This window comes from Mycobacterium sp. ITM-2016-00316, from assembly GCF_002968335.2.
Classification (GTDB): domain Bacteria; phylum Actinomycetota; class Actinomycetes; order Mycobacteriales; family Mycobacteriaceae; genus Mycobacterium.
On sequence record NZ_CP134398.1, the window covers coordinates 5,611,791 to 5,632,529 of the forward strand.

Annotated in this window: 16 protein-coding genes and 2 pseudogenes; 6 read left to right on the forward strand and 12 right to left on the reverse strand. The window is 68.1% G+C overall.

What is annotated here, in order from left to right; all coding sequences use genetic code 11:
• Window positions 1-153: 153 nt before the first annotated feature.
• From zomB to glf, 5 genes are read right to left on the reverse strand one after another with little or no spacing between them, the layout of a single operon-like run.
• Window positions 154-2,085, reverse strand: coding sequence for a flagellar motor control protein ZomB (gene zomB, locus C6A86_RS27190; protein WP_233213224.1), 1,932 nt, complete (start codon window positions 2,083-2,085; stop codon window positions 154-156).
• A gap of 16 nt (window positions 2,086-2,101) precedes the next feature.
• Window positions 2,102-3,019, reverse strand: coding sequence for a decaprenyl-phosphate phosphoribosyltransferase (locus tag C6A86_RS27195; protein ID WP_105365843.1), 918 nt, complete (start codon window positions 3,017-3,019; stop codon window positions 2,102-2,104).
• Window positions 3,016-3,546, reverse strand: a complete 531-nt coding sequence (locus C6A86_RS27200) for a phosphatase PAP2 family protein (protein ID WP_105365844.1) — start codon at window positions 3,544-3,546, stop codon at window positions 3,016-3,018. Before C6A86_RS27200 ends, C6A86_RS27195 begins: the two co-directional genes overlap by 4 nt.
• A 1-nt stretch (window position 3,547) precedes the next feature.
• Window positions 3,548-5,503, reverse strand: a complete 1,956-nt coding sequence (locus tag C6A86_RS27205; protein WP_105365845.1) for a glycosyltransferase — start codon at window positions 5,501-5,503, stop codon at window positions 3,548-3,550.
• The gene (gene glf / locus C6A86_RS27210) at window positions 5,500-6,711 is read right to left on the reverse strand and encodes a UDP-galactopyranose mutase (protein ID WP_105365846.1); all 1,212 of its coding nucleotides are present in this window, start codon (window positions 6,709-6,711) and stop codon (window positions 5,500-5,502) included. The genes C6A86_RS27205 and glf overlap by 4 nt, the downstream gene beginning before the upstream one ends.
• A 259-nt stretch (window positions 6,712-6,970) precedes the next feature.
• Between glf and C6A86_RS27215 the strand changes: the two genes are divergently transcribed.
• Together C6A86_RS27215 and C6A86_RS27220 are read left to right on the forward strand one after the other, a co-directional pair.
• Complete coding sequence (locus C6A86_RS27215) at window positions 6,971-7,969, forward strand: hypothetical protein (protein ID WP_311100942.1); 999 nt, start codon at window positions 6,971-6,973, stop codon at window positions 7,967-7,969.
• 155 nt (window positions 7,970-8,124) lie between these two features.
• Complete coding sequence (locus tag C6A86_RS27220) at window positions 8,125-9,726, forward strand: N-acetylmuramoyl-L-alanine amidase (protein WP_105361454.1); 1,602 nt, start codon at window positions 8,125-8,127, stop codon at window positions 9,724-9,726.
• A 67-nt stretch (window positions 9,727-9,793) separates the two neighbouring features.
• Here the strand turns inward: C6A86_RS27220 and C6A86_RS27225 are convergent, their stop codons facing one another.
• Both C6A86_RS27225 and C6A86_RS27230 read right to left on the reverse strand, forming a co-directional pair.
• The gene (locus C6A86_RS27225; RefSeq protein ID WP_311100943.1) at window positions 9,794-10,606 is read right to left on the reverse strand and encodes an HAD family hydrolase; all 813 of its coding nucleotides are present in this window, start codon (window positions 10,604-10,606) and stop codon (window positions 9,794-9,796) included.
• A 111-nt stretch (window positions 10,607-10,717) separates the two neighbouring features.
• On the reverse strand, window positions 10,718-11,491 hold the full coding sequence (locus C6A86_RS27230; RefSeq protein WP_105361390.1) for a 1-acyl-sn-glycerol-3-phosphate acyltransferase: 774 nt from the start codon (window positions 11,489-11,491) through the stop codon (window positions 10,718-10,720).
• A 96-nt stretch (window positions 11,492-11,587) separates the two neighbouring features.
• Between C6A86_RS27230 and C6A86_RS27235 the strand changes: the two genes are divergently transcribed.
• Entirely contained in the window at window positions 11,588-13,147 is a 1,560-nt protein-coding gene (locus C6A86_RS27235; RefSeq protein WP_105362000.1) for a Rieske 2Fe-2S domain-containing protein, read from the forward strand.
• On the forward strand, window positions 13,144-13,479 hold the full coding sequence (locus C6A86_RS27240) for a hypothetical protein (RefSeq protein ID WP_105361999.1): 336 nt from the start codon (window positions 13,144-13,146) through the stop codon (window positions 13,477-13,479). Before C6A86_RS27235 ends, C6A86_RS27240 begins: the two co-directional genes overlap by 4 nt.
• Here C6A86_RS27240 and C6A86_RS27245 read toward each other — a convergent pair.
• Window positions 13,476-14,462 (reverse strand): MOSC domain-containing protein, encoded by a 987-nt coding sequence (locus C6A86_RS27245; RefSeq protein WP_105361998.1) that lies wholly within the window; start codon window positions 14,460-14,462, stop codon window positions 13,476-13,478. The genes C6A86_RS27240 and C6A86_RS27245 overlap by 4 nt on opposite strands.
• Before the next feature lie 5 nt (window positions 14,463-14,467).
• Window positions 14,468-15,274 carry a DUF5718 family protein gene (locus C6A86_RS27250; RefSeq protein WP_105361997.1) on the reverse strand — a complete coding sequence of 269 codons (807 nt, stop codon included), beginning with the start codon at window positions 15,272-15,274 and terminating at the stop codon, window positions 14,468-14,470.
• Window positions 15,275-15,397: 123 nt separating this feature from the next.
• On the opposite strand from C6A86_RS27250, the gene C6A86_RS27255 reads away from it, so the two are divergent.
• Window positions 15,398-16,096: a hemerythrin domain-containing protein gene (locus tag C6A86_RS27255; protein WP_105361996.1), complete on the forward strand. Its 699-nt coding sequence runs from the start codon at window positions 15,398-15,400 to the stop codon at window positions 16,094-16,096.
• Here C6A86_RS27255 and C6A86_RS27260 read toward each other — a convergent pair.
• Window positions 16,086-17,885, reverse strand: a complete 1,800-nt coding sequence (locus tag C6A86_RS27260; protein WP_311101260.1) for a hypothetical protein — start codon at window positions 17,883-17,885, stop codon at window positions 16,086-16,088. The genes C6A86_RS27255 and C6A86_RS27260 overlap by 11 nt on opposite strands.
• A gap of 10 nt (window positions 17,886-17,895) precedes the next feature.
• Here C6A86_RS27260 and C6A86_RS27265 point away from each other — a divergent pair, with 10 nt between their 5' ends.
• The gene (locus C6A86_RS27265; RefSeq protein WP_311101261.1) at window positions 17,896-18,132 is read left to right on the forward strand and encodes a hypothetical protein; all 237 of its coding nucleotides are present in this window, start codon (window positions 17,896-17,898) and stop codon (window positions 18,130-18,132) included.
• A 12-nt stretch (window positions 18,133-18,144) separates the two neighbouring features.
• Here the strand turns inward: C6A86_RS27265 and C6A86_RS27270 are convergent.
• A pseudogene (locus C6A86_RS27270) lies at window positions 18,145-19,392 on the reverse strand (BTAD domain-containing putative transcriptional regulator); the annotation flags it as partial.
• A 17-nt stretch (window positions 19,393-19,409) separates the two neighbouring features.
• Window positions 19,410-20,668 (reverse strand): annotated as a pseudogene (serS, locus tag C6A86_RS27275) (serine--tRNA ligase).
• Window positions 20,669-20,739: the final 71 nt, after the last annotated feature.

Sequence of the window (20,739 nt, forward strand, 5' to 3'; positions counted from 1 at the left end):
CTACGCATGTGTTGTCTATCCGTCCATCTCATAGGCAACGCGATGTAGCGCTTTGCCACGCGGAGTTCCGCGGCGGGCATCTGTGGCCACGCTTGTGTATCGCCACAACATAACCGCGCCGTTACCCGTGCTGCAAAACCGCAGTGACCTTGCTCACGGTCCGGTGGCGGGCAACCCGGTGTACTCGGGGACCTTCGGCGGCGGTATCTCCAGCCCGCATCGACGCAGCTCATAGATGGGAACACGATCGATGCGGTACTGGCCGAAACCCAGTGCGTGCGCGACGTTGGACAGGAAGCGGCGCGGACCCAACGGGGCGCGCACCGCGTTCAGTTTCGCCTCGGTGTCAGGGCATTTCAGGGCGGCCTCGGCCTGGATGATCCAATCCTCGTCCAGATACGGCGGGATGAACGGCCGCTCCTTGAGGAACGGCCCCTCGGCCACCGCCCAGTCCGGGAACAGGTTCTTGTCGTGGCCGATGCGCGCGTCCTCCAGACGTGCGGTGTGCGCGGCCAGCGGATTGGTCAGCCCGATCTGGTCGATGACCCGGACATCGAGGCCGACATTCATGCCGAGCATGCCCATATTGGTGAAAAACACTGTGTGTGGCCCATTTTCGCCAGGAGGACGCGGGTTGTCCGGAGGTGGCGGGATCGCCGGAACCACATCCCAGACGTCATAGTTGCCCGACGGCAGCAGCAATGCCCCATCCGGGGTGTTGCGCAATGCCACGAGTACGGCGCGCATTCGGGGATAGTCCAGATAGTCGGCGGCGGTCAGTGGATGCGCATGGCCGGTGGCCTGTGCGTAGAAACGCCGCTCATCCACGATGCCGGTGTAGGTGACCCGGGTGGCGTCGGCACCCATCCCCGGCGAATTCGCGGCCCACAGCGACCATCCGGCGAGCGACACCCACATCAGACTGGTCGCGCCCGCCAGCAGATAGCCGGTGCGACTGCTGAACTTCACGGCGTCGGGGATCGCGATCGGCACCACCGCCACCGGTGCCAGCATCAGGAACAGCGCGGTCAGCAAGACCCGGCCGTGCATGAAGTCACCGCCCTGGCGCACCCAGTAGACGGCCTGGATCGCTCCGCTGAGCACAATGAAAACCACAGCCGCAGTAGGACTCTGGACTGCGCGGCGCCAGTTTCGGTTTCGTTCCGGGGCATTCGGGCGGGTCCGTGAGACCGCCAGCAGCACCGCCAGGATCACCATCATCACGGCCGGAATCCACAGCAGATAGGGCGCGTTGAAATTGCTCAGGTAGGTGAACCCCTGCGACCACTTGGCACCCGAGGCGTCCTTCGCGATCGCCGTCTGGGGCACCAGCAGCCCGTAGTAGCCCATCCGGAAGATCTGATAGGCCACCGGAAGCGCGCCGCCGGCGGCCACGATCAGCAGGCGCCGCCGCCAGCTGTCCGCGGCGAGCACCATCATCACCAACGCCAGCCCGCCGACCAACGCCAGCTCGGGGCGCACCAGCACGCTCAGCCCCGCCACGAAGGCCAGCGCCGCGGTCAGATACCGTCCGGCCCGCCCACGCCTGGTGTGGGGCGCCTGCGCCCAGCACACCATCAGCCACCACAGCAGGCCGACATAGGCCAGCACCAAACCGTTTTCGAGCCCGGAGGAGGCGAAGTCGCGGGCCGGCGGAATGGCGATGTAGATCAGCACGCCGGCCGGGAGCAGCAGCGCCCGCCTACCCTGCAGGCCCGGCGCATACAGCCGCGCGGTGCCGAGCATGACGAACACCACGCCGGCCACGCTCAGCCCGAGCGTCAGGGCCAGCGTCACATACTCCAGGCGCAGCGGTCCCGCGACCCAACTGGCCGCGGTGATCAGGTAGGTCCACAGGGTGGAGGTATTGGATTCGACGCGCTCCCCCGCGTTGAACACCGGGCCGTTGCCGGCCAACAGGTTCCGCACGGTGCGCAGCACGATCAGACCGTCATCGGCCATCCAGCGACGCTGCCAGGCCCCCCAGCCGAACAGTCCGGCGACCACCAGGACCGACAACCACAGGCTGACCCGGACCGACAGACCGTACCGGTAGGCCGGCCAGTCGCTCAGGCGCGCCGCCACGGCGGCGCCCAGGCGATCAACTGAGGATTGCAGCCGCACAGACGGTTCCGATCCATGCCACCGCGAGCAGCTGCAGCACGCGGTCCCCCAGCGCGATCTCCTCGGGTTCACCGGCATGCCCACCGTCGACATCCACCGCGTACCGCAGGATCGCGACGGTGAACGGGATCATCGAGACGGCGAACCACGAACCTTCGGCGCCATCGCGTTCGAAGGCCCACAGGCCGTAGCAGAGCACCAGCGCGGTCGCCGACAGCGTCCACACGAATCGCAGGTAGGAACTGGTGTAGCTCTCCAGGGATTTGCGGATCTTGGCGCCGGTGCGTTCGGCGAGCTGCAACTCGGCGTACCGCTTGCCGGCGGCCATGAACAGCGAGCCGAAGGCCATGGTCAGCAGGAACCACTGCGACAGCGGCACACCGGCGGCGACGCCACCGGCGATCGCCCGGATCAGGAAGCCCGAGGACACGATGCAGATGTCGATGACCGGCTGGTGCTTGAGACCGAAGCAATAGGCCAGCTGGATCGCGATGTAGATACCGATCACCACGGCCAGGTTCGGTGACACCAACCAGGAGATCGCCAGCGATGCGACACCGAGCACCACGGCCAGGATGTAGGCCAGGGACTCCGGCACGACTCCGGCGGCGATCGGGCGGAATCGTTTGGTGGGATGCGCCCGGTCGGCCTCGACGTCACGCGCGTCGTTGACCAGGTAGACCGAGGACGCCGCGAGGCTGAACACCGCGAACGCGATCAGGACGTTGACCAGGACTTCGCGCAGGTCGTAGACATACCGGTCGTCCCCGAGGGCGGCCACCGGGGCGGCGAAGACCAGGACATTCTTCACCCATTGCCGCGGTCGCAACGCCTTGACGATGCCGGCGGCCAGGTTCTTCGGCGGGCCGGCGGTCGGGAGGGGTTCTTCGCTCACAGCTCAGTCTCCTTCACAGCGGCGTCGTTCACCGCAGCGACGCTCCGGGCGACGACCGCACCGACCGCGACTCCGGTCAGCACGTCGGTCGGGTAATGCACGCCCAGCACCAGTCGCGACAGCGCCATCACCGGGATGAGCACCAGCGGCAGGCGCGTTCCGGTGACCCGCGCCAGCAGGATCGCCGCCGCGGTGGTCGACGTCGCATGCGCCGACGGGAAGCTCAGCCTGCTCGGTGTGCCCACGTTCACCGCGATCGCCGGATGGTGCGGGCGCTGTCGTTTGACGACCCGCTTGATCACCACGGCGGCCGCGTGGGCGATAAAGGCACCGGCGCCCACGGCCAGCCACTGCCTGCGCTGCCGCGGCTCCACGACGGCCCCGAGCAGCGCGACGCCGACCCAGCCGGCGCTGTGCTCTCCGAAATGCGACAGGGTGCGCGCGGTCGTCAGCACACCCGGGCGGCCGGCCAGCGCAGCCTGCACCACCACCAGCGCCGTTTCCTCGGGCGCCAGATCGTCGGCCACGTCAGGCCTTTTCCAGCGCCGGCGGCACCACGCCCGCCGGTTCCAGCACGGCTTCCCAGCTCTCGGTGCTGGTCAGTTGCGGCAGCGCCTTGCGGTAGACCTTGCGCATCTTGTTGAACTTACGACCCAGCTGGATCTGGCGGGTCAGCGACTCACGAAGCAGCTCGAACATCTTGGCGCGGTCGCGCTGCCGGTAGACGACACCGCGGCCGTCGGCCGTGGTGACGGTGACGCCGTCGACCTTGCACAGCGAGAACCAGCGAGCATCCTGGGTGGCGACGTTGATCTGCGGGCGCACATGATGCTCCGGGTTGTGCGCCGAAAGCTGATGCAGCACACCACGAGTCAGCCGCACGGAGATCGACAGCGGGTTGGTCGGGATGTTGACCTTCTTGCGCCAGCGCTTGTCCGACGGGGCGGGCAGCGCGGCGGCGCTCTCCAGCACCACCGCGTCCGGGAACTGGGCGCGCATCTTGCGCACCTCGGGCAGCGCGGATTCCAGGATGGAGAAAATGTGGTCCGGTCCGGCCAGGAAGTCGTCCATCGCCTTGTTCTGGATGGCGACGGTCGAATATTCGAGGCAGAGAAGGTGTTTGAGCGTTGCCTTGAGATGGCTGGCGATCAGGCCGCTGATCTTGCCGTCCCAGTGCAGCGCGGCGACGACCAGCCGGTTGCGCAGGTGGAAGTAGGCCTGCCAGTCGATCGCGTCGTCCTTGTCGCTCCAGGCCATGTGCCAGATCGCCGCTCCGGGCAGCGTCACGGTCGGATAGCCGTGCTCACCGGCGCGCAGCCCGTACTCCGAGTCGTCCCACTTGATGAACAGCGGCAGCGGCTGGCCCAGTTCCTCGGCGACCCGGCGCGGGATCATGCACATCCACCAGCCGTTGTAGTCGACGTCGATGCGGCGGTGCAGCAGCCGGCTGCGCTCGTGCTCCTCGTCGTTCAGCGGATACTTGGCGAAGTTGTGGTCGTACTCGGTGTTCACCGCCCCGGTCCACATGAAGTTCTCGGCGTCGACCATCTCGCCCATCACATGGAGGTGCGAGGGCTCCTGCAGGTTGAGCATCTGGCCGCCGACGAGGGTCGGCTTCTTGGCGAACCGGCTGAATGCCAGCGCCCGCAGGATCGAATCCGGCTCGACCCGGATGTCGTCGTCCATGAACAGGATCTGTTCGCAGTCAGTGTGTTTGAGCGCCTCGTACATCACCCGGCTGTAACCACCGGAGCCGCCCAGGTTGGGCTGGTTGTGGATGGTCAGTCGGTCACCGAGCGCGGCGGCGGCATCGTCGAAGCCCGGATGGTCCTTGGCCTTGCTGGTGCCCTGATCGGAGACGATCACCTTGGTGACCACCGCGTCCACCAACGGGTCCGACGTCAGCGCGGCGAGGGCGTTGACGGCATCCGCGGGCCGGTTGAAGGTCGGGATCCCGACGGCGACATCGGCCCGGCCCGGGGCCGTCTGCGGCGCGTACCAGCCGGCGCTGTGCACCGTCACCTTCGTGTCGGTGGTGATGTCGAACCAGATCCAGCCGCCATCCTCGAACGGGGCGAGGTCGACCTCGAACTCCACCACGCCGGGGGCATCGCCCTCGGTGCCCGCCGCCTCGGTGCCGCCGACGGTGATCCGCGCACCGGTCGCCTTGGACCGGTACAGGTCCACCCGCGCGGTGCCGGTGAGCTCGACCCGCAGCACCACCGACTCCAGGATCGACCAGCGCCGCCAGTAGCTGGCAGGGAAGGCGTTGAAGTAGGTGGCAAAGGACACCTCGGACTCGGCGCCGATCTCCAGCGTCGTGCGGGTCGGGGCGTGCGCCCGTCGCGCGTTGGTGTCGGATTCCTCGATGTAGAGCTTGCGCACATCGAGTGGCTCGCCGGGCCGCGGCAGAATCACCCGCGACAGCAGGCTCACCGCTTTGGACTCCGTCGAGTCGAGTGCTCCGGACGGGATGTCGCTCATGAGTTGCCTTCGTCTTGGACAGTCAGCGCCGCACCGTCGCGTAGGTGAGGCGCCAGGATGTTGTCGTACATGTTGAGCGCACTGGCGATGGCCATGTGCATGTCGAGGTACTGGTAGGTGCCCAGCCGGCCGCCGAAGAGCACGCCGGCGGCCGCGGTCTCGGCCTTGGCCCGGTTCCGGTACCCGGCCAGCAGCGCCCGGTCGGCGTCGGTGTTGATCGGGTAGTAGGGCTCGTCGTCGGCCTCGGCGAAGCGGGAGTACTCGCGCATGATGACCGTCTTGTCGGTCGGGTAGTCGCGCTCCGGGTGGAAGTGCCGGAACTCGTGGATGCGGGTGAACGGCACGTCCGGGTCGTTGTAGTTCATGACGGGCGTGCCTTGAAAGTCGCCGCAATCTCCGATCACCTCGGTCTCGAAGTCCAGCGTCCGCCAGCCGAGCCGACCGTCGACATAGTCGAAGTAGCGGTCCAGCGGTCCGGTGTAGATCACCGGCGCATCCGGGTTGGCCGCGCGGAGTTCGTCGCGCACCGCGAACCAGTCGGTGTCGAGGCGGACCTCGATGTTCTCGTGATCGGCCATGTTCTGCAGCCACCGGGTGTACCCGTCGACCGGCAGACCCTCATAGGTGTCGTTGAAGTACCGGTTGTCGAACGTGTACCGGACGGGCAGCCGACTGATGACGGCCGCGGGCAGGTCCGTCGGGTCGGTCTGCCACTGCTTGGCGGTGTAGTGCTTGACGAAGGCCTCATACAGCGGGCGCCCGATCAACGAGATGGCCTTCTCTTCGAGGTTGCGCGCCTCGGCGGTGTCGATCTCGCTGGCCTGCTCGGCGATCAGCGCCCTGGCCTCGTCCGGGCTGAAGTACCGCCCGAAGAACTGCGACACCAGACCCAGGCCCATCGGGAACTGATACGCCTGCCCCTTGTGCAGGGCGAAGACCCGGTGCTGGTAGCCGGTGAAGTCGGTGAACCGCCGGACGTAGTCCCAGACCCGCTGGTTGGAGGTGTGGAACAGGTGCGCGCCGTACCGGTGCACCTCGATACCGGTCTCCGGGTCGGGCTCGGAGTAGGCGTTACCTCCTATATGGGAGCGCCGTTCGACGACGAGCACTCGCTTGCCCAGTTCGTTGGCCACGCGCTCGGCGATCGTCAGGCCGAAGAATCCGGAGCCGACGACAAGCAGATCTGCGCGATGAGATTCAGCGGACATCGGCAGCAAGGGTATCCGACCGGGGCCTGCCGTCTCGAAACGTGTGATGCGCCCGGCCTCGTGTGGCCTGTCGGCACGATTTGCGGCAGGTCGCAATTAGCTCACGATTCCGCATCGTCACTCTAGACACAGGAGTCACAGCAGTACCATCAATCACGTTGGTGGAAGGCGGGAACCCGGGCACGAGAACCGCAGTCACCGATGCGAAATATCCGCAGCACACCCGAAAACACGTAGTCCATGTATTGAGGAGACTTCCGTGCCGAACCGACGTCGACGCAAGCTCTCGACAGCCATGAGCGCAGTCGCCGCCCTGGCCGTCGCAAGTCCAGTCGCCATTGCCGCCGTTTCCGAGATGTCCGAGGCCACCGAGCCTCAGCATCGCGAATTCGTCCACGCCGCCATGATCACCGATCTGCCCGGCGAATTGATCAACGCGCTGTCCCAGGGCCTGTCACAGTTCGGCGTCAACATGCCGCCGATGCCGACCGGTCTGCTGACCGGATCGCCGGCCGCCAGCCCGACGCTCGTCTCTCCCGGACTGGGCGCAACCGGCCTGACCTCGCCCGGCCTGACCTCGCCAGGTCTCACCTCGCCCGGATTGACCGCGCCGGGGCTGACCACGCCGGGCCTGACGAGCCCCGAACTCACCACGCCCGGCTTGACCGCACCCGGGCTGACCACCCCGGGCCTGACGACGCCGGAGCTCACCACCCCCGGGCTCACCACCCCCGGCCTGAGCACCCCTGAACTGACCACCCCCGGCCTGAGCATCCCGCCGGTGGGCGCGGCGGGTCCGTCGTTGTCGCCGGCGTCACTGTCGCCCGGTTCCCTGACCGATCCCGGACTGGCCGGCCTGACCCCGGGCCTGACGGATCCGGGGCTGGGCACCGGCTTCCCCGGTGAGATTCCCATCGCCGCACCCATCGGCCTGGATCCGATGGCGGGCACCTACCCGATCCTGGGCGCGGACCCGTCGCTGGCCATGCCGGCCTCCACCGGCGGTGGCGGCCTGCTGGGCACCATCAACAGTGCCGCCGAGCAACTCGGTGCCGGCCAGGCGATCGATCTGCTCAAGGGCATGGTGATGCCCGCCATCATGTCGGCGGTCAAGAGTGCGGCACCTGCCGCGGCGCCCGCCGCCGCAGCCGCTCCGGCCGCTGCCGGCGCCGCTCAGGCCGGCCTCGGTGCGGCCGAGGCCGCGACCGGGGCCGCAGCCGGGGCCGTCACCGCGGCAGCCTCGGGAGCCGGTGCCTGACCCATCCAGTCCTGTCACCGAACGGCACCGCAGAAGCCAGCGTCGGCTCTGCGGTGCCGTTACAGGTGTGCCACCCGACGCACCGGGTAAAACTTTGGCACCACACGCCCGTGTCGCAACACTGGTAACACTGAGCACATACGTAACATCAGCTCGTGCCACGTCGTCGCCCTGCGCCCTCCTTGCTGCTCTCTGCAGTGCTGGGCACGGTCGCGATCCTGCCGTGGGCGATCAGCGGTCTCCCCGGTGACAGCGCGCCCGCCGAGAACTCAGCGACCGCGATCACCCAGCAGCCGCTCGCCGAACTCGGTGGCGGCGAGACGATCCGGGAGATACATCAGGACACCCCGTTCTCGATGGTGGCGCTGACCGCCGACAGCCTCGACGGGACGACAGCCCGGATCCGCGCCCAGCGCGCCGATGGCAGCTGGGGTCCCTGGTACGACGCCGAATCCCTGGAGGGTGTGGGACCGGACCGGCCCGACACCCACGGCACCGAACCGGTCTTCGTCGGGCGCACCAACACCGTGCAGATCTCGGTGACCCACACTGCACAACCACCGGCCGCAGCAGCCCCCGCGGCAGGCCCCGGGCTGGGCTATATCCCCGCCAACGTCGAACATCCGTTGCCGCAGAACGTCAATGCGGTCCTCATCAGCCCACCCGAGGCACCGGTGGACGTGCAATTCCCACCCCCCACCGCGGCGACCGTCCCCGGCCAGGCACCACAGGTCATCACCCGCGCCCAGTGGGGCGCCAACGAATCGATGAAGTGCGGCGCCCCCATCTACGACCGGGGGATCCGGGCGGCCGTCCTGCATCACACCGCGGGCAGCAACGACTACACGCCGCAGGACTCGGCGGGCATCGTCCGGTCCATCTACGAGTACCACGCCCGCACCCTTGGCTGGTGCGATATCGCCTACAACGCCATGGTCGACAAGTACGGACAGGTCTTCGAGGGCCGTGCCGGCGGTATGAGCAGGGCCGTGCAGGGCGCGCACACCGGCGGTTTCAACTCCGACACCTGGGGTGTGGCGATGCTCGGCGATTTCAACACCGAGCCGCCGACGCCGATCCAATTACGCACCACCGGAAGGCTGCTCGGCTGGCGACTCGGTCTGGACCGCGTCGACCCGCACGGCAGCGTGGCACTGACCTCGGCGGGCGGCAGCTTCACCCTGTTCCCGCGCGGCGCGACGCCCACCCTGCCCAATATCTTCACCCACCGCGATGTCGGCAACACCGACTGCCCGGGCGACGCCGCCTACGCGCAGATGGGTCTGTTGCGCGATATCGCCGCCCGGTTCAATCAGCCACCGGGGCCGCAGGATCTGGTCGACACGCTGCGCGGTGGCGCCATCTTCACCAAGTGGCAGGCGCTGCGCAGCGACGCCGGACCGCTGGGCATGCCGACCTCACCGGAGGCTTACGGTTTCGGGGCCACCCGGTATGTCACCTTCGACCGCGGCGCCATGTACTGGACACCGGAGACCGGCGCCCAACCCGTCACCGGGGCCATCTACGAGGCTTGGGGCACACTGGGATTCGAGCGGGGCGCACTGGGATTGCCGACGAGCGCCGAGATTCCCGAACCACTGTGGATCAAGCAGAACTTCCAGCACGGCACGCTCAACTTCGACCGCGAGACCGGTCTGGTCACCCGCGTCATCGACGGTGTGCCCGTGCAGCTTCCGCGCCCCGACCATTCCCCCGTGCAGCTGGAGCGGTTCACCCCGATCAACAATCGGGCCTGAACCGGCTAGGCCCAATTCCCGGGCTCCTCAACGCGGCTCGTACCTCGCCGCTTGATCGGTCGCCCGGCTAGAGCCACCAACGTTCGAGCACGCGGGCCAGACCGTCATCGGTGTTCGGCGCAGTGACCTCATCGGCGGCCGCCATCGCATCCGGATGGGCGTTGCCCATGGCGACGCCCAGCCCGGCCCAACGCAGCATGGGAATGTCATTGGGCATATCGCCGAAGGCCACGATATCGGCGGCCTCGATACCCAGCGGGCCGGCGATCTCGGCGATCCCGGTCGCCTTGCTCAGTCCGCGCGGCAACACCTCGATGAGCCCGTTGTTGGTCGAGTAGGTCAGGTCCCCCTCGATACCGACGTGCGGGGCGAGTGCGGCGGCCATGTCTCCGCTGCGCGCGCCGGCCTTGCGGATCAACAGCTTGACCGCGGGTGCGCTCAACAGATCCTCCAGCGACACCTCGGTGTTGTCCGGGTTGAGCCAGGCATGTTCGTAACCGGGTGAGCTGACGAACTGCGGGGTCGCCGCATCGTGGGCGCTGCGGCCGACCCGCTCCACCGCCAGGCCGGCACCGGGGATCACCCGGGCCGCGATCTCGGCCAGTGTGATCAACTGCTGCACCGACAGGGTGCGGGCCGAGATGATGCGGTCGGTCTCCGGGTCATAGACCACCGCACCGTTGGCGCAGACCGATATCGGTGCGAAACCGAGTTGCTCGACGACCGGGGGCACCCAGCGCGGCGGCCTTCCGGTCGCCAGGACGAAACGGGTGCCTGCGGCAACGGCGGCACGCACGGCCGCGGCGGTGCGCGGTGTCACCCGTTCGTGCTCATCGAGCAGCGTGCCGTCGACGTCGGTGGCGATCATTGCGGGCAGCATCAGCGGCGTTCCCCGCGTGGTGGTGCTTGCATTGCCGTCCTCAAATCGCTCCTCTTGTGGTCCACACCCACTCCGCGGTCTCCATGCGCTGGAGACCGGTTCCCCGAAGGGCTACTCCGGCGCCTCACCGGGGGGCTTGGCCGCACGCTTGGCCGCCTTCTCGGCGGCCTCCTCCATGTCCATCCGGTTCGCCTCGGCCAATGTCGGCGCACCGCCACCCAGCCGGTGCGGCACCCAGAACTCGCCCCTGGGATGCGACCCGTAGGACTCCTGCACCTTCTCCAGCAGATGCTGCATCCGGTGGTGCAGCAGTTCGGTCAGCTCGGCCGGCGGCAGCGTCGGATAGATCGGTTCGCCGACGGCGATCGAGATCGGCACCTTGGGCCTGCGCATATTGCGCGGGTGCCCCTTGGTCCAGACCCGCTGGGCGCCCCAGATGATGTGCGGGATGATCGGCACATCGGCGGCGATCGCCATCCGCGCGGCCCCGGACTTGAATCCCTTGATCTCGAAGCTGCGGCTGATGGTCGCCTCGGGGTAGACGCCGACCAACTCGCCCGCCTTCAGTGCTGCGCAGGCCGCGGCGAAGGAGTCGGCGCCACTGGCCCGGTCCACCTCGATATGGCGCAGGCTGCGCATCAGCGGCCCGCCGATCTTGTGGTCGAAGACTTCCTTCTTCGCCATGAAGCGGACCTTGCGGCCGCGGCCCTGCCGGTAGGCGGGCAGCCCGGCGAAGGTGAAGTCGAAGTAGCTGGTGTGGTTCACGGCGATGACGGCACCGCCGGTCACCGGCAGGTTCTCCACACCGGTCACGGTGAACTTCAGCCCCTGCAGCCGCCAGACCAGCCGGGCGGCTTGGATGACTGTCCCGTATACCGGTTCCACACGACCCAGCCTAGTTCCACCCGCCCGCCGAAGCGGAAGAGCGCCCGCTCTGGCGCTAAACTCGTGACCGAGCGTCAACCATCAGGAAGGGCATTCGTGCAGGTCACAAGCGTCGGACACGCCGGTTTTCGGATTGACACGGAAGCCGGCAGCATTCTGTGCGACCCCTGGGTCAATCCGGCCTACTTCACGTCCTGGTTCCCGTTCCCGGACAACAGCGGACTGGACTGGGACGCGCTGGGGGACTGCGACTACCTCTACGTCAGTCACCTGCACAAGGATCATTTCGACCCGGCACTGCTGCGCGCGCACGTCAACAAGGATGCCGTCGTGCTGCTGCCCGATTACCCGGTGCCGGATCTGCGCCGCGCGCTGGAGTCGCTGGGTTTCCACACGTTCGTCGAGACCACCGATTCGGTGAAGCACCGGGTCAGCGGGCCCAAGGGCGACCTCGACGTGATGATCGTCGCGCTGCGGGCACCGGCCGACGGGCCGATCGGAGACTCCGGTCTGGTGGTGTCCGACGGCGCCACAACCGCTTTCAACATGAACGACGCCCGCCCGATCGACCTCGACATGCTGGCCGCCGAGTTCGGCCATATCGACGTGCACATGCTGCAGTACTCCGGGGCCATCTGGTACCCGATGGTCTACGACATGCCGGCCCGGGCCAAGGCGGCGTTCGGCACCCAGAAGCGACAGCGCCAGATGGATCGCTGCCGCCAGTACATCGCCCAGGTGGGCGCCACCTGGGTGGTGCCCTCGGCCGGTCCGCCCTGCTTTCTGGACCCCGCCCTGCGCGATCTCAACGACGATCAGGGCGATCCGGCCAACATCTTCCCGGATCAAATCGTGTTCCTGGACCAGATGCGCCGCCACGGGCACGACGGTGGCCTGCTGATGATCCCCGGATCGACCGCGGATTTCACCGGCTCGCAGCTCAATTCGCTCACCCACCCGGTCGAGGACCCGGAGTCCATCTTCACCACCGGCAAGGCCACCTACATCGAGGAGTACGCGCAGCGCCAGGCACCGGTGCTGGCCGCCGAGAAGGCGGCGTGGGCCCCGGCCGACGGCGATCCGCTGCTGGAGCCGCTGCGCGCGCTGTTCGAGCCGATCATGCTGCAATCCGATCAGATCTGCGACGGCATCGGCTATCCCGTCGAGCTACGACTACCGGGCGACAAGAGCATCGAGACCGTGGTCATCGACTTTCCGAAACGGGCTGTGCGTGAACCTGTTCCCGACGAGAAGTTCCGCTACGGGTTCGAGATCCCGGCGCAGCTGGTGCGCACGGTGGTCCGCGACAGCGAGCCCGACTGGGTGAACACCATCTTCCTGTCCACCCGGTTCAAGGCGTGGCGGGTCGGCGGATACAACGAGTACCTCTACACCTTCTTCAAATGTCTCACCGATGAACGGATCGCCTATGCCGACGGATGGTTCGCCGAGGCACACGATGACAGCGCCTCGACCGTCCTGGACGGTTGGGACATTCAGCGCCGCTGCCCGCATCTGAAGGCCGATCTGTCCACATTCGGTGTGGTCGAAGGATCCACGCTCACGTGCAACCTGCACGGCTGGCAGTGGAACCTGGAGACCGGGCGTTGCCTGACGGCGAAGGGCCACCAGCTCAGGAGCTCGAGAACGTTATGACCACGACGGTGTCCTACGATGACGGCCTGATCCAGCTCGATCGCCAGGCCCTGACGCTGCGGCGCTACCATTTTCCGTCGGGCACCTCGAAAATCATTCCCCTGCAAGCGATCCGCGGCTACCGAGCCGAGTCGATGGGCTTGGTGTTCGACCGGTTCCGAATCTGGGGGCCCTCGGACGATCCGCGTCGCTGGTTGCCGCTGGACGTGTGGCGTCCCATCAAATCGACCCTGGTGGTGCTCGACGTTCCCGGCACCCGGCCCAGCCCGGCGTTCACCCCGCTACGCGTCAAGGAGTTCCTGTCGGTACTCGAGGAACTGCTGGCGGACTAACGTTCCCGCAGCACGGTCGCCTCCAGCAACCGCTGCACGCCCTTGGTCGCCGATTTGTTCATGGTCGTGACGGCCCGCTGGAATGCGTTGGGCGGCTTGGCGACATGAACCCGAACCTCGTCACCGACGCTGACCAGACCGGAGGCCGACACATCGGCGTAGACGCCCAGGAAGCGGTTGGTGCGTTCGGCCAGCTGCCGGGTGATGGCCTTGTCCAGTTCGACGCCGGGCTGCGGACGGGTCGGCACCACACACCGGATGGTCGGGATGGTGACCTCAAGCCGAGCCGTCCCGATGCTCAACTCGCCGCCCACCCATACCGTTTCGGGGAAATCCGGACCGCCCTCGCCGGTGTCGACGAGTACGTTGGGGCGAAACCGGCGCACATCGTAGGGTTCGGGACCGGGCGCCAGCTGGCGCAGGCTCGCAGTGCTCATCAGGTGCACCGGGCTCAGGTCGGCGAAGCTGCCCGGCGGTGTGGAAAACCGGGCCAGCGTGATGATGTCCTTGGTCGAGAAGACCGACGTGTCCGGCAATGCCTCGTCCTCGCCGAGCCCGAAGTCCTTGCGCACCTGCGCGGCCCGGAAGTTGGCCAGCGAGTCCGACACCGACATCCGGTGCTGGCTGGTGTCCTCGACCGGAGGCAGTGCCACCAGCCTCATCTCCCGGCCGGCCAGTCGCGACAGCGCGTCGTCGATCGACCGATCGTCGGAGGTCAGTTCGCTGCCGTCGGGGAAGGTCACCACGACCGCCGGGACATTGCCCGGCCCGGCGTCCACACCGGGTTCGTCCAGATAGCGCGCGGTGCAGCCGAGCAGCACCGGCAGGCGCCGAGCCGAGGCCGTAACCCCCTTCTGGACATCGCGGACCGCCCACAGCCGGTCGGCGTGTACGCCGCGGCGATCGATGCGCACCCGATCGACTCGGCTGCCGCCCATCGACTTGACCGGGAAACGCCAGAGCTCGCGCACCGTGCCTGTCATCGGACCTACTTACCCGAAACCGTCTGCCGCAGTTCCGAAGCCGCGTCGGATGCGGTGTCATAGACCCGCACGACAGCCTCGTCGCCGGGCGATAGGTAGGTCGACTCGCCCAGTTCGGTGTAGCGCGTCGCACCGATACCGATGAGCACATGCTCGGGATGACCGGAGGCCACCATCAGCGCGCCGACGTCCTCCAGTGGCGTCTCCGGCGATCCCTTCTGGTTGGCCAACCGCTCGGTGATCCAGTCCAGCAGTACCTCGCCGTAGTAGGAGTAGCCCAGCAACGGGCTGTCCACCCCGTACTCGTGCTGCTGCCCGTCGGCACTGTTGAGGTAGCAGACCAGCCGCAGGGTGGCGGTCGGGCCGTCCGGCGTCAGATCACTGATATCGAAGAGCTGGCGCGCAACACCTTTGGAGGCCGGCCCCCAGTTCTTCTTGTAGCTGATCTTGGGCGCTCCCGGCCGACGGATCGAGCAGTCGTTGAATGCGCCGAGGGCGAACGGCTCCAGCGATGCCACCGTGTCCCCGCGCCACACCACCCGGCAGGCCAGACCGACCTCGGGTTCGATCTGCAGGTTCAGCGGCTCGTCACTGGCCGGCAGGGTGATGGCATCGTGCGACAGCGGGAATTCACCGAGGAAGGTGTCATTACCCGGGGCGTACCACGGGAAGATACCCTTGGGCGCCGTTCCCTCGGAGACGACGTTGACGAAATCGTCTGCCTCCCCGGCCTGTTCGAGGTGACCGGCGAAGTTGCCGGCCACTCCGAAGCCGAACCATGTGCGCAGTTCCGCGGAGTCGATCTCGATCATGGCTGCCACCCTACTGCGGGCACCTCAAGCCGGTGACAACTCGTCCTTAAGTCGACCGCGTCAGGCTGTGTCCGACCAGTTCCGGTCCGAGAACGCCGCAGCTGCCCGCCGAGGAGGATCGCCATGCCCGCCACCACCCCCGTCGTACCCCGCAATCCGGGTGATCCGATCCCGGACGTGCTGGACATGACGCTGGCACACCGTGCGATGTCGACCGACCTGCGCCGCCTGGCCGAACTGGCCGGCGCCGTGCGCGACCGCGACCTGACATGCACCCCAGGCCGGAGCCGGGCCATCGCACGGTACGTGGAGTTGCTGTGCGATTCGATCCGTCACCACCACGCCGCCGAGGACGTCATGCTGTGGCCGTTGATCCGCGCGAGCGTCGGTGACCACCTCGACCTCAGTGAGCTCACCGACGATCACCGGGAACTCGATCTCCGGCTGGATCAATTGCAGGCCCGGGCCGCCGCCTTCCGGCTGTGGCGGGGCAGCCCGCAAATCGCCGGACTGGTGGCCGTCGCACTCACCGAACTCACCGCGCTGCTCGGCGAGCACATCCGAGATGAGGAGTCCTTGGTCTTACCGGCGATCACCGAACACGTCTCGGCAACCGACTGGGCCACCATGCAGACAGCGGCCCGGGCCGGGCGCCGGATGTCGTTCGACGACCCGCGCGAACATGCGGTGCTCAACCCGGACGAGCGCGCCGCCCGTGCCCGCGGCAGCGGGATCGGCCGGCGCGTACACCTGCTGGCACTCCGGCTATGGCATCGCAGGCTGGAACGGGCGGCCTTCGGTGGCACCCTCCTCAGTCGATGAAGCGACGAGCTTCGCCGGCGAGCCGTACCTGCAGGGCCGCAGCCACCGCGCGGCGGTGGCGGGCCTCATCGGGCCGGCCGAGCGCCTCGGCCGCGACCGCGAGCGCCTCATCGACCGGGCCGACCATCAAGCCGTCCACTCCCAGCCCGGCGATCCGCCCCGAATACGGAGCAAGATCCGTCGCCCTGGCACTGGCCTCCTCGAGGTCACCGAGCGCCGCAGCGGCATGGACGCGGAGCACCGTGAACGGCAGCCAGAAGTACGCCCGCTCGATGGGCGCGCGGTTCTGCCACAGCTCTCGGGCTTCGGCCTCGCGGCCGCGCGCCATGAGGGCCAGCACCGTGGCGTCCAACGCGGCAACCGACACCTCCTGGTAGAAGAACATCAGCTCATCGGCCAGCGTGCCCAGATCTCCCAGGCAGAACTCGCCTGTCACCCGGCCCACCATGGCCAGCTTCGCCCCGTTGGCCGCGCCGTTTTCGACCATGCGCACCGCCAGATCGGTGTAGGCACTCACGGCCTCGTCCAGGTTCCCGGTCAGCAGGTGCATCCTGGCTTCGAACAGCCCCAGCACCCCGAGCAGATGCACGAGTTGGCCGGTGGCTGCCCGAGACACCGCCAGGTCGACATGCCGTTTCGCGGCCGCCAGATCGTTACGATGCCCGGCGGCCAGTGACAGCAGCCAGTGCGCCACCGCCTGGTAGTCGGCTTGCTCGGTGACTTCCGCGGTCTGCAGCAGTTCGGCTGCGATCGATTCGCGCTCGGCGTCGAGATCGGGCCCGAGCGAGCAGTACGCGCGCACATTCAGCGCCGTGCACAGCAGACGGCCTGCCGATTCCGGTTGTTCGGCGTAGGCCCCTCGCGCCAGCTCAAGAAGTTCGGTGCTGACGGCCAATGCGGCGTCCGGGTCGGCGCCCTCGATCTCGACATACAAGGCCTTGAGCAGCTTGATCCGCTCGGTCCGGGTCACCGGACCGTCCAGCGCCCGCCGAAGCTGCCCGATCATCTGGGCATCGGATCCGTCGTACTCGCGATCCCGCCACACCAGCGGGGTGTCCCATGCGGTGAGCACCCGGACCGTCAGGTCGTCGCGGGACCGGCCCGACAGCAACTGCAGCGCTTCCTTCAATTCGGTGCGCGCGGCAACGGAGTCACCCGACCGGGCGAGGGCGCCGATCAAGCCACAGCGCACCTCGATCTCGTGCTCGAGGGCAAGTGGGTCCGGGGTGAGTCTGCGACCGGCCAGTTCGAGCATCTGCACCGCGGCACGCCATTGTCTGGCCGCTTCCACGTGGGCACCCACCGACTCCGCCTCCCGCGCCGCGGCCTTGGCGAAACCCGCAGCGACCAAAGATGTCTCGGCGGTTGCGGACGCGACGGCGTGATGGGCCAGTTCGGCAGGGTCGGCGGATCGCCCGGGACGCCGGAGCAACTCCAGCGCCGCCGCGTGCAACCGGGAACGGCGCAGTTTGGAGGTGTCCTCGTAGAGCGTGTCGCGGACCAGCGCATGCCCGAAGCGCAGGGTGCCGGGTTCCGGCTCGTCGAGCAGGCCGAGCAGGACCGCCGGCTCCAGCGCGTCCAGCAGGTGGTCGGGGTCGTTGTGACCCAGGGCGGCGAGCAGATCGACGTCGATGTCCCGGCCGAGCACAGCGGCCTGCCGCAGCGCGGTCAAGGTCGGGCCCGGCAACCGGGCCAACCGGCGGCGCAGCACATCGCGCACCCCGACCGGCACCGACGCGAACACGGCCTCCGTGCCCTCGGCCGCCATCAGCCGGGCCAGCTCGCGCACGAAAAGCGGGTTGCCCGGTACGTTCGCGCAGCAGCCGCAGTGCCTCGCCGCTGGTGGCAGCCAAGCCGCAGTCCGCGGCCAGGGCGGCAGTGGCGGCGGCATCCAGACCGCCCAGCGTCAGATGTGCGGCGGTATGCACGGTCAGCGCCGCCCGGGCCGCTTCCAACTCACCGCCATCCTCGGAGGGCCGGTAGGTCGCGATGACCATCACCTGGCGGTCCTGCAGCCGATCTGCCACCAGTCGTAACAGCTCCAGGGTCAGGCCGTCGGTGCGGTGCAGGTCGTCGAGCACGACCGCGAGCGGCCGGCGATCGGCGGCGGACCGCAGGACATCGGCGACCGCCTGACCCAGCCAGAACGTGCCTGGCTCTGCCGCCACGCCGTCGTGCAACAACGGCCCCAGGGCTGCCCGCTGCGACTCGGTGCTCGCAGGGTCGATCAGGTCGCGCAGCACCTCGGTCCACGCCCACCCCGGCGGCGCGCCGTTCACCTCGGGGCTACGGCCGTGCACGGTGCGCCAGCCTGCGGACCGCAATCTGCTCGCCGCGGTATCGGCCAGCGTCGTTTTGCCCGAACCCGCTTCGCCGCCGATCCACAGCACGGCACTGCTCCCGGCGGTGACGGCCTGCGCGACACTCTCGATCGTCGCGAGCTCCTCGGTTCGGCCGTGGGCCGCACGATCATCCGGACGCGGCGCGTGCACCGTCAGCGGCGGCGGAGCCGGCCGCGACGGATCCTCCAGGTGCTCGGCCTGCCGCAGGATGTCGTGCTCCAGCTCGCGGAGCATCCGCCCAGGCTCAAGACCCAACTCGTCGGCGAGGTGCCTGCGGGTCCGTCGCAACACCTGCAGGGCGGCGTCCTGCCGCCCCGTCCGGTACAGGGCCGTCGCGAGCGTTGCCGACGCGCCCTCGCGCCCGGGGTGCATGCGCACGTGCTGCTCCAGGGTTGCGATGGCCAGTCCGTGCCTACCCAGTTCCACCTGCGACGAGGCCTGGCCTTCGACCGCCGTCAGGCGCATCTCGGTCAAGCGGGCCACCTCCGGTAGCACCCACAACGCATCGCCGACGCCGGCGAACGGTTCCCCCGACCAGTCGGCCAGCGCTTCGTCCAAGAGTTGCAGTCGTCGCTGCGAATCCGATTCCTGGTACGCCGCGGCGATTTTCGCCTCGACCCGCCAGGCGTCGACCGCGTCGTCGGGCAGCCGTAATGCATAGCCCGGCGCGGCGCTGACCAAGATGCGCGCAGGTGTCCTCGGTGCCCGCCCCGGCTCAAGCGCACGCCGCAGATGCGACACATACACCTGTAAGGCCGATAACGCCTTCGGCGGCGGCTCGCTTTCCCACAGATCGTCGATGAGCCGGTCGACGGAGACGGTGAAGCCGTGCGCCACCACCAACCTGGCCAGCAGCGCACGCTGCAGCCGCGCCCCCAGATCCGCCGGTTCGTCACCGGTCCATGCCCGCACCGGTCCGAGGACCGCCACCGTTACGGGGCTCTCCAGAATCATCCCGGTGTGCGCTGCGGTTACCTGCTGGGCTCCAGCACCGCGGTGCCCACGTAGGGCACCAGAGCGGCGGGCACCCGCACGCTGCCATCTGGCTGCTGATGGTTCTCCAGGATGGCCACCAGCCAACGGGTGGTCGCCAGGGTGCCGTTCAGGGTCGCCGCGGTCTGCGGCTTGCCGTTCTCGTCGCGGTAGCGGGTGGACAGCCGACGCGCCTGGAACGTCGAACAATTCGACGTCGACGTCAGCTCCCGGTAGGTGCCCTGGGTCGGCACCCATGCCTCGCAGTCGTACTTGCGTGCGGCCGAGGAGCCCAGATCGCCTGCGGCGACGTCGATCACTCGGTAGGGCACCTCGATGGCCGCCAGCATCTCGCGCTGCCAGCCGAGCAGGCGCTGGTGCTCGGCTTCGGCGTCCTCGGGTTTGCAGTAGACGAAGGCCTCGACCTTGTCGAACTGGTGTACCCGGATGATGCCGCGGGTGTCCTTGCCGTAGCTGCCTGCCTCGCGGCGGAAGCACGACGACCAACCCGCGTAGCGCAATGGTCCCGCGCTCAGGTCGAGGATCTCATCGCTGTGATAACCGGCCAGCGGAACCTCCGAGGTGCCGACCAGGTAAAGATCGTCGGCCTCCAGCCGGTAGATCTCGTCGGCGTGGGCGCCCAGGAATCCGGTGCCCGCCATCACTTCCGGCCGCACCAGCACCGGCGGGATCATCAGCGTGAAACCGTTGGCCGTGGCCAACCGGACGGCCAGTTGCAACAGGCCCAGCTGCAGCAGTGCGCCCTGGCCGGTCAGGAAGTAGAACCGCGATCCCGACACCTTGGCGCCGCGTTCCATATCCATCAGGCCGAGGGCCTCACCGAGTTCCAGGTGGTCGCGCGGATTCTCGATCGCCGGCGGTTCACCCACGGTGTCCAGCAGCGCGAAGTCGTCCTCGCCGCCGGCAGGCACGCCGTCGACGATGACGTTGGAGACCGCCATGTGCGCCGCGATGAACGCGGACTCCGCGTCGGCCTGTTGCGCCTCGGCCGCCTTGACCTCGTCGGCGAGTTCCTTGGCGCGGGCCAGCAGCGCCGGGCGCTCGTCGGGGAAGCCTTACCGACCAACTTGCTGGCGGCCTTCTGATCGGCGCGCAGGGTGTCGGCGGTGGAGATGGCCGACCGGCGCGCGGTATCGGCGGCCAGCAGGGCGTCCACCCGGGCCGGATCCTCGCCGCGGGCGCGTTGTGAGGCGCGTACCCGATCGGGCTCTTCGCGTAGCAGCTTGAGGTCGATCACGGCGGTAACCCTACTTGCGCGCCGCCCGGTCACGGCCCGCGGGCCACAACCACATAACATTACAAGCGCAT

Bases quoted from the DNA above. Each gene is read 5' to 3' on its own strand.
- C6A86_RS27245 (WP_105361998.1), bottom strand. From the start codon at position 14,462: ATGACAGGCACGGTGCGCGAGCTCTGGCGTTTCCCGGTCAAGTCGATG.
- C6A86_RS27205 (WP_105365845.1), bottom strand. From the start codon at position 5,503: ATGAGCGACATCCCGTCCGGAGCACTCGACTCGACGGAGTCCAAAGCG.
- C6A86_RS27240 (WP_105361999.1), top strand. From the start codon at position 13,144: ATGACCACGACGGTGTCCTACGATGACGGCCTGATCCAGCTCGATCGC.
- C6A86_RS27250 (WP_105361997.1), bottom strand. From the start codon at position 15,274: ATGATCGAGATCGACTCCGCGGAACTGCGCACATGGTTCGGCTTCGGA.
- C6A86_RS27255 (WP_105361996.1), top strand. From the start codon at position 15,398: ATGCCCGCCACCACCCCCGTCGTACCCCGCAATCCGGGTGATCCGATC.
- C6A86_RS27225 (WP_311100943.1), bottom strand. From the start codon at position 10,606: ATGCTGCCCGCAATGATCGCCACCGACGTCGACGGCACGCTGCTCGAT.
- glf (WP_105365846.1), bottom strand. From the start codon at position 6,711: ATGTCCGCTGAATCTCATCGCGCAGATCTGCTTGTCGTCGGCTCCGGA.